General features: G+C 44.4%; 5 protein-coding genes. 2 read left to right on the forward strand and 3 right to left on the reverse strand.

Translation table 11 applies throughout. The annotated features are described in order from the left end of the window. Positions 1-15: 15 nt before the first annotated feature. From HZA10_00080 to HZA10_00090, 3 genes are all read right to left on the reverse strand, one after another. Complete coding sequence (locus tag HZA10_00080; GenBank protein ID MBI5194699.1) at positions 16-2,004, reverse strand: M6 family metalloprotease domain-containing protein; 1,989 nt, start codon at positions 2,002-2,004, stop codon at positions 16-18. Between the two features lie 64 nt (positions 2,005-2,068). Beyond that, complete coding sequence (locus HZA10_00085) at positions 2,069-2,869, reverse strand: polysaccharide export protein (GenBank protein MBI5194700.1); 801 nt, start codon at positions 2,867-2,869, stop codon at positions 2,069-2,071. Then, positions 2,870-4,651: an exopolysaccharide biosynthesis polyprenyl glycosylphosphotransferase gene (locus HZA10_00090; protein ID MBI5194701.1), complete on the reverse strand. Its 1,782-nt coding sequence runs from the start codon at positions 4,649-4,651 to the stop codon at positions 2,870-2,872. A 651-nt stretch (positions 4,652-5,302) separates the two neighbouring features. Between HZA10_00090 and groES the strand changes: the two genes are divergently transcribed. After that, complete coding sequence (gene groES, locus HZA10_00095) at positions 5,303-5,593, forward strand: co-chaperone GroES (GenBank protein ID MBI5194702.1); 291 nt, start codon at positions 5,303-5,305, stop codon at positions 5,591-5,593. Positions 5,594-5,602: 9 nt separating this feature from the next. Continuing rightward, positions 5,603-7,246: a chaperonin GroEL gene (groL, locus tag HZA10_00100; protein MBI5194703.1), complete on the forward strand. Its 1,644-nt coding sequence runs from the start codon at positions 5,603-5,605 to the stop codon at positions 7,244-7,246. Positions 7,247-7,839 lie beyond the last annotated feature (593 nt).

Genomic DNA, 7,839 nt, shown 5'->3' on the forward strand with positions numbered 1-7,839 from the left:
GCTGTTCTACATGCATTAATAGAGTGTGATGTTAATCCCTGCTGTAGTGTTGCCGGCATTTAATGTTACTGCTCCATATGTTCCGTATGGTTCGCCTGTATTATATTGCCTGTTGCGGTTTGCATCCCTGTAGGACCTGACATAGTATGTGCCGGGCAGCATGCCTCTCATCCTGTATAGCCCCGGAGCTGCAATTGTAGTTGAATAGGCGGGGGTGCCTGTGTAAGCAGGATTTGTGAATACCTCAATGTAAATTCTTCCTGTGGCAGAGCCTGAATAAGATATGGTCCCTGACATGGACGCCGGGTCATAGATGGCTATATCTATGCCTGTTACGGTTCCATTGACTACGACTGCAGTCGGTGCGCCCGGGGTGCCGTATATGCCGAAAGCCTCGGTTGCCTGTCTTACGCTGTCACCGTTTGAATCGCGGTATGAGAGGAAATAGTAAGTGCCTGACGCCATGCTGCTGATTGTATAGGCGCCCGGAGCAGATATTGAAGCAGAGTACGCCGGTGTGCCGGAAAAGCCGGAATTAGTGTATGCAAGGATGCGGATGGCGCCGGTCTTTGTGCCGCTGTATGAAATAGCGCCTGACACGCTTGGAAGTGAAACCCCTGTCACCTGAATATCCGCTGTCATAACTGATGCAGAATTGCTGATATTTGTAACTGCAACGCTTGAAGTGCAATTCAGATAAGAACCGCTGTTAGGCGTTGAACTCAGGCTGAATGATGTTTTGTTGGATGTGCCGGGAAATGGATCGCCTCCATTGCCCTGACTAAGGTTTTTTTCAAGCTGAAGCAAACCGTCCGCCTGCTCTAAGGCTACCTTATAATGAGAAGGGCAGCTGCAATTATTCATATTGAGGCATTGGTTGTCGTTGGAAGCCATGTTCTCATCAATGTGCCAGACAAGCATTCCGCTTCCGGGCAGATATGCGTCATATCCTGTCTTTTGCCTGTTTTCAACAAGAAAATATTCATTATTTGTTAAACCGCTGTTCCATACATAAAAGACTGATGGTGTTGATTCAACTGCCGGTATGCTTACTCCTGTAGTATTTGTAGATATCACGGCAGGCGCAGCAAAGCCGAGCTGTGTCCTTGACCATGCGTCAAAATGTGCTGGTGAACTGCCGTTTATTCCGTTCCAGCTTCCGCCTGCCATTATGCTCCAGTCGCCTGCGCCGTTTGAATCATACCCGTAATCATAGAGGTCGGGAAGACCGAAGACGTGACCCAGCTCATGCGCAAAGACTCCGATTGTGGCATCTCCCGGAGTTTGCATATATTCAGGCTCCATGGAATAATTGGAGATATACACGCCGTCTCGTAATCTGGGCGTAATGCCCCACTGGTGAGACCATATGTCTCCGGTGCTTCCTGTGAATTCCGCTCCGGGTCCTGCATGGACAACAGTAAGGGCATCAAGCTGTCCGTCGCCGTCATTATCATACTGAGAAAAATCAACGTAGGGATCAACAAGGTCCACCACATCCTCAACTAATTTTTGTGCGTTTCTCGGATAAGTCCCCAGTCCATAATTGTTGGCTGTATAATAGGTGTATGTGTTTGGCGCTGTGCCCCAGTCTAAGGAGCTTGGCAGATTTACAGTAACGAGGGTAAGCGTTCCATAGGAAACTTCCTGATAATAAACTCTTACGGTATTTCCCGTCGCGCCGAAAATAAGCGTGTCAAAAGAACTTGCGCCAACCTGAGACGGTTTATCCGTAAATTTGACAAGAAGCGCCAGCACATTAACATTCCCAACGGGTCCTGCTCCGGCGCTGAAAACTCTGGTTCCATCAGGACGCCGCGCGCCTGTGTTTATGCCCCTTTGTTTTAAATGAGTTGCGGGGTCTGTCAAAAAGAACGGTGCGGGTTTAACGCCTCTTTTGATTTCCTCGCGCAGTGTTTTATGCGGAGGCATAGCCCACGATGTTGATACGAATGAAACTAACATAAGAACTGAAAACATAATATACATCCAATTTTTTTTCATTTTTAACTCCCTCCTGTTTTTTTGCTGAAAATTTTTTGCTTAGATCTTTTATATTAAGCTGCTGTCAGCGTTCTCCTTCTATTCCCTGTCCTACGTAAAAACCAGATTCCATCTGCAGCAGAGGCGAAATGATTGTTGAAAGGTGGCCGAAAAACCGGTCCACATTGGAGATATAAGTGCGCGGCACATATACTATGTCATCACGCTGAAGCTGTATGTTTTGCGCAAGGTCGCCTTTGCTTAATGCTTTTTCTAAATTCAGGGTTATGAGTTGGGGTGTTTTAAGTCCGCCCCGTATGAGTAAGACGCTTTTCTTTTTGCCGTCCAGAGTAAAGCCGCCTGCGCGGGATACAGCCTCAAGTACAGTCATGGAGGTTTCAATCTGGAAAAATCCCGGAGTTCTAACCTCGCCGAGGACAATGACCTTCTGCCCCTGTACGCTTGCGACACCAACCGATACCTGTGGATCAACTAAATACTTTGAAAGCCCGTCGCGGATTTTGTCCCTTAATTGGAAAATACTTAACCCTCCTGCCTGAATATCGCCAAGCAATGGATATGTTATTTTCCCTGAAACGTCTATCTGAACGGTTTTTTTGAGGTCGTCATGGCGGTAAACATTTATCTCAACCTTGTCGCCGGAGCCGAGTATGAACTCAGTAACCTTAACGGTCTCCTTAAGAGGTTCTTCTGAGGACATTTTTTCAGCGTTCTGAAGCGGGGCTCCCGTATTTGCCTGAGGCTGTGAGCCTGTTGTGGCGCATGCGCTTAATAAAATGATTAAGCCCGGTACAATTAACAAATGGAGGCCGTGATGTTTATTTTTCATTTTGTCTTTGAATAATTGATAATTGAGATCTGTCATTTAATATGCCCCTCTTTTTTTCAGGACGACTATCGCCGTCTTAAATAATATTTTTAAGTCCAGCCATAAGGACTGGTTCCTGATATAGTATACATCATATCGTATCCATTCATGGAAAGGCATCTCACTTCTGCCCTGTATCTGCCATAACCCCGTTATTCCCGGCTTGACCTTAAGCCTTGTATCGCGCCAGCTCGGGCTGAACTTCATCTCATCCATTATCAGCGGACGGGGGCCTACAAGGCTCATCTCGCCTTTTAATACATTTAACAACTGGGGCAGTTCATCAAGGCTGGTGCGCCTTAGTATCTTTCCAACCCTTGTAACCCTCGGGTCGTCCGACAGCTTAAACATGGGTCCGTCAATCTCATTTTTGGAAGTTAATTCACTCTGAAGTTTTTCAGCGTTTTTAATCATAGTCCTGAATTTAATCATCCCGAATAATTTGCCGTTTTTACCGCACCTTTTTTGGGTATAAAAGACAGGGCCTGCGGAATCTAATTTAATCAGCAGAGCAATTAATAAAAACAGAGGCAGTGCAAGAACAAGGCACAATGCCGACAGTAGAAGATCTACCGCCCGTTTGAATATTTTATATAATTTATGTCTGATGGTTGCAGTTAATTTGGCATCCGACAGGTCAATGGTTCCGTTTATGCCGCGCTCAGAATTAAAAAGATTAGTGTCGCCGATTTTTAATCCGTTCAGCGCAATCATATTCTTGATGCAAAAATTGTCGGGGATGCTGGAGCCTTCGCCTATTATGGAGTATTCAACCTTTGCCATGCTTGATATTTCCGTCTTGTCCCACACTATACTTTCACGGATTAAGGCGCCTTCTGATATCCGGCACCCGTTGCCGATAACTGCAGGTCCGATTACCTGCGTCCAATCGTTAATCGTACAGCCGTCTCCGATAACAAGAGGTCCCAGCAGGTATGCGCTCGGCGAGATTTTGACATTTTTCCCGAGCCAGACCTTTTCTGCAACTTCTACATTACCTCCCGCATGGAAATCATTTGCATCATTATTGTAAAGCAAATCCCGCTGTACCTTGATATAATCTTTTACGCTGTCTATGCATTGATATAAACCTTCCATGCCGTATGCATATACATTTAATGACGCATTCTGAAGAGCCGGAATGAGCTGTTCTTTTATATCCATGTAACCGTCTTTATTAATAAATTTAAGCGCCAGAGGCTCAAAGATATAAATACCTATGGACTTCCACGGCGACCGCTTATCCATTGAAGGATGAATCATGTTGAAACTTTTTACTTTACTGTCAGGCGCAATATCTATGCCTTCTTTGCTTTGCATGCAGATATCATCTTTGTGAATGCCTACAGTTGCCGCAGAATTCATATTTCGGTGGAATTCAACAACCTTGTCCCAATGAATGTCTTCTATAAAGATATTGTTGTTGATAACAATGAAGGTATCGTCTCCGATAAATGCCTCTAAATCCTTTAGGGAGCCTGCCGTGCCGCGCGGTTTGTTATCCAGATGATAATATATATGAGTATCAGGAGTGCTGAGGTCTTTTTTTAGATATTCCTGCAGGACGGTCTTATTCAGATTATTGCCGGAATCAGAGCTGTGTTCTGACATGGCTATCATCACTTCTGTTATCCCGCTGGTCCTTAAGGCATTGATTGTATACTCAATAAGGGGCTTGTTAACGATAGGAAGCATCCAGGCAGGACGGTACTTATCAAGGGGACTGAGCCGGGTGTTCTGCCCCCCGGCCAGGATTATAGCTTTTTTTATAGATGGCATTTCCCCACACTACCTTTCTTGTGTCTGCACTGCTCCGCCCGCTTAGTCACATTTACAATGACTATGCCAGTTGTATAATTAAAACACCTTACCCCAATAACACACTGTAACTTCAAACAACCCAGCGGTTATTTTTACAGGAAGTGTAAATATTGTATTCACTTAGTGTTAATTAAATATACTAATAATAGTATACAACCAATTAATTTACAACGTCAAGGTAAAATTACCATGATTGTTCGTTAATGAATAATGAGCAATTAATTAAAATACCGTGCAAAACCATAAGGATATTATACATCCTGGTATTCTTGCTATTGTTGGGAAGCATAATTAAGTAATGTTACTAAGGTCAAGGTAAAATTACCATGATATTAATCATAAGCATGAAAAGATTTATATGTTGCCTTGCACTGTAAGTTTTTGGTTAAAAAGTAGAGTTTTTGAGTAAAAAGTAGAAAAAAAGAGTAAATAAGCTATAATTCCTGATTTTTGTGAAATTCGGCAGTTATAAAACCTTGTCATGCTCGTTAAATCATAGTATATTAGCACTCGCCTCTGGTGAGTGCTAATATTAGAATCTGAAGCATCTACCGGATTTTTCAAGTGAGTTATCAATAAAAACTAAACAAAAGAAAGGAGAGAAAGAATATGAAATTCAAACCACTAAGAGACAGGGTTCTGGTTAAGTATTCCGAGGAAGCCGAAAAAAGCGCAGGCGGGTTGTTCATACCCGATACGGCCAAGGAAAAACCGCAAAAGGGTGAAATCGTCGCTGTTGGCGCAGGCAAGGTAACAGACGACGGCAAACTTCAGAAAGTTGAAGTGAAAGTTGGAGATGTAGTTTTGTTTGATAAGTATTCAGGGTCCAAGATAACAATGGATAACGTTGAATACCTTATTCTGAGAGAAGAAGATGTTCTGGGAATATTAGAAAAATAAGGAGGAAAAATGGCTAAACAACTATTATTTGATGAAGCGGCAAGAAGCGCAATCCTCAGGGGGGTGACTATTCTGACTGATGCAGTGAAGGCAACCCTGGGACCCAAGGGAAGAAATGCGATTCTGGACAAAAAGTACGGCGCGCCTACCATTACAAAAGACGGCGTGACTGTTGCTAAGGAAATAGAGCTGAAAGACCCGTGGGAGAACATGGGCGCACAGCTTGTCAGGGAGGTTGCAAGCAAGACCTCTGATGTGGCAGGCGACGGAACGACTACTGCTACGGTGCTGGCATATTCCATTTACAAAGAAGGGAATAAGCATATTGTTGCCGGCTCAAATCCCATGGAAGTAAAAAGAGGGATTGAAAAGGCAGTAGAGGCTGTAATTGCAGAGCTTAAGAAAATGAGCAAGAACGTGCAGGAGAAAAAAGAAATAGCTCAGGTCGGGACGATTTCCGCAAATAACGACCTCACAATCGGAGAGCTTATAGCTGACGCAATGGACAAGGTCGGAAAAGACGGTGTCATCACGGTTGAAGAGGCAAAGAGTATGCAGACAACTCTGGACGTTGTTGAGGGAATGCAGTTTGACAGGGGGTACATCTCGCCTTATTTTATCACCAACCCGGACAGGATGGAGTGTGTGCTTGAAGACGTCCTGATTTTAATCAACGAAAAGAAGATCAGCTCCATGAAGGACCTTCTTCCCATTCTTGAGCAGACCGCAAAGATGGGCAGGCCCCTGCTTATTCTTGCGGAAGAGGTTGAAGGCGAGGCGCTTGCAACGCTTGTCGTAAACAAGCTCCGCGGCACGCTTCAGGTATGCGCAGTAAAGGCGCCCGGATTTGGCGACCGGAGGAAGGCTATGCTTGAAGACATAGCAATACTCACGGGCGGCACAATGATTTCCGAGGACCTCGGCATAAAGCTTGAGAGCATTAAGCTTTCTGATTTGGGAAAGGCCAAGAAAATAACCATTGACAAGGAAAATACCACAATAGTTGAAGGGGCCGGGCACGCTGATAAAATTAAAGGACGCGTAAAGCAGATAAAGGCGCAGATTGAAGAAACTACCTCTGATTATGACAGGGAAAAACTTCAGGAGAGGCTTGCAAAGATCGTCGGCGGCGTTGCCGTTATTAATGTAGGCGCTGCGACAGAAACGGAGATGAAGGAAAAGAAGGCAAGGGTTGAGGACGCCCTTCATGCGACAAGGGCCGCGGTGGAAGAGGGGATAGTCCCGGGCGGAGGCATTGCACTTTTAAGATGCATTCCTTCACTGGCGAATTTAAAACTCGAAAATCACGACCAGCAGGCGGGCGTTGAAATAATCAAGAGGGCGCTTGAAGAGCCTATCAGACAGATTGTTGCAAACGCCGGGCTTGAAGGCTCCGTCATTGTGGATAAGGTAAAGTCCAATGACAGTAAAAATTATGGCTTTGACGCCAATGCCGAGGTTTATACGGACATGATACAGACAGGCATCATTGACCCGACAAAGGTTACCCGCTATGCGCTTCAGAATGCCGCATCAGTGGCGGCGCTTATGCTTACAACAAGCGTAATGATAACCGACCTGCCGGAAGAAGATAAAGGACCTAAGATGCCGATGCACGGCGGAATGGGCGGCGGTATGGAAGGGATGTATTAAAAAGACAGTGAATCGATGCAAAGTTCAAGATTGTTCAATATAGTTTAAATGTTCAACGAAGCAAGATAGGGGCAGGAGCAATCCCGCCCCTATCTTGTATTTTATAGTGCTTTTACCACGAAAAATGCAGTTTCAAACTTGTCTGATTCACTCACCTTTTGAATATCGTATGGTTAAGGTGTTAGATAAAAAAATTAATCATATCTATAAAGCCTCTTGCAAAAGTCTTTATTCGTCATCTATGAAAAAGAAGTGCAAGGCTTTTTCTTAAATTTGCCTCCTTTTCATTTAAAAATCCCCGATGTTTTTATCGGAAATCCAGTATTCTAAAGGAACTGGTTTCCCACTTTCGTGGGAACGACGTCTGGATACCCGCTGGAGTTTACCCTCGTGAAAACGGGGGCGGGTATGACGGCAAAAGCGATTTCCTCAATACTTTTGCAAGAGGCTCCATAAGAAAAATTAACTTGACAATTCAAGAAGCAAAGTGTAAGATATATTATCAGTTTTATAGGAGTTGTTGCCGGTGGCTCGTAGAGTATGAATTACCCCTGTTTTAATTCTAAAACCAAAATTAAACCTTCTGGCGTGGA

The sequence above is a fragment of the Nitrospirota bacterium genome, from assembly GCA_016212185.1.
Classification (GTDB): Bacteria; Nitrospirota; Thermodesulfovibrionia; order UBA6902; family DSMQ01; genus JACRGX01.

What these genes read in the sequence shown, in the direction of transcription:
- HZA10_00085 (MBI5194700.1), bottom strand. Translation starts at nt 2,869, where the DNA reads ATGACAGATCTCAATTATCAATTATTCAAAGACAAAATGAAAAATAAA.
- groES (MBI5194702.1), top strand. Translation starts at nt 5,303, where the DNA reads ATGAAATTCAAACCACTAAGAGACAGGGTTCTGGTTAAGTATTCCGAG.
- groL (MBI5194703.1), top strand. Translation starts at nt 5,603, where the DNA reads ATGGCTAAACAACTATTATTTGATGAAGCGGCAAGAAGCGCAATCCTC.
- HZA10_00090 (MBI5194701.1), bottom strand. Translation starts at nt 4,651, where the DNA reads ATGCCATCTATAAAAAAAGCTATAATCCTGGCCGGGGGGCAGAACACC.
- HZA10_00080 (MBI5194699.1), bottom strand. Translation starts at nt 2,004, where the DNA reads ATGAAAAAAAATTGGATGTATATTATGTTTTCAGTTCTTATGTTAGTT.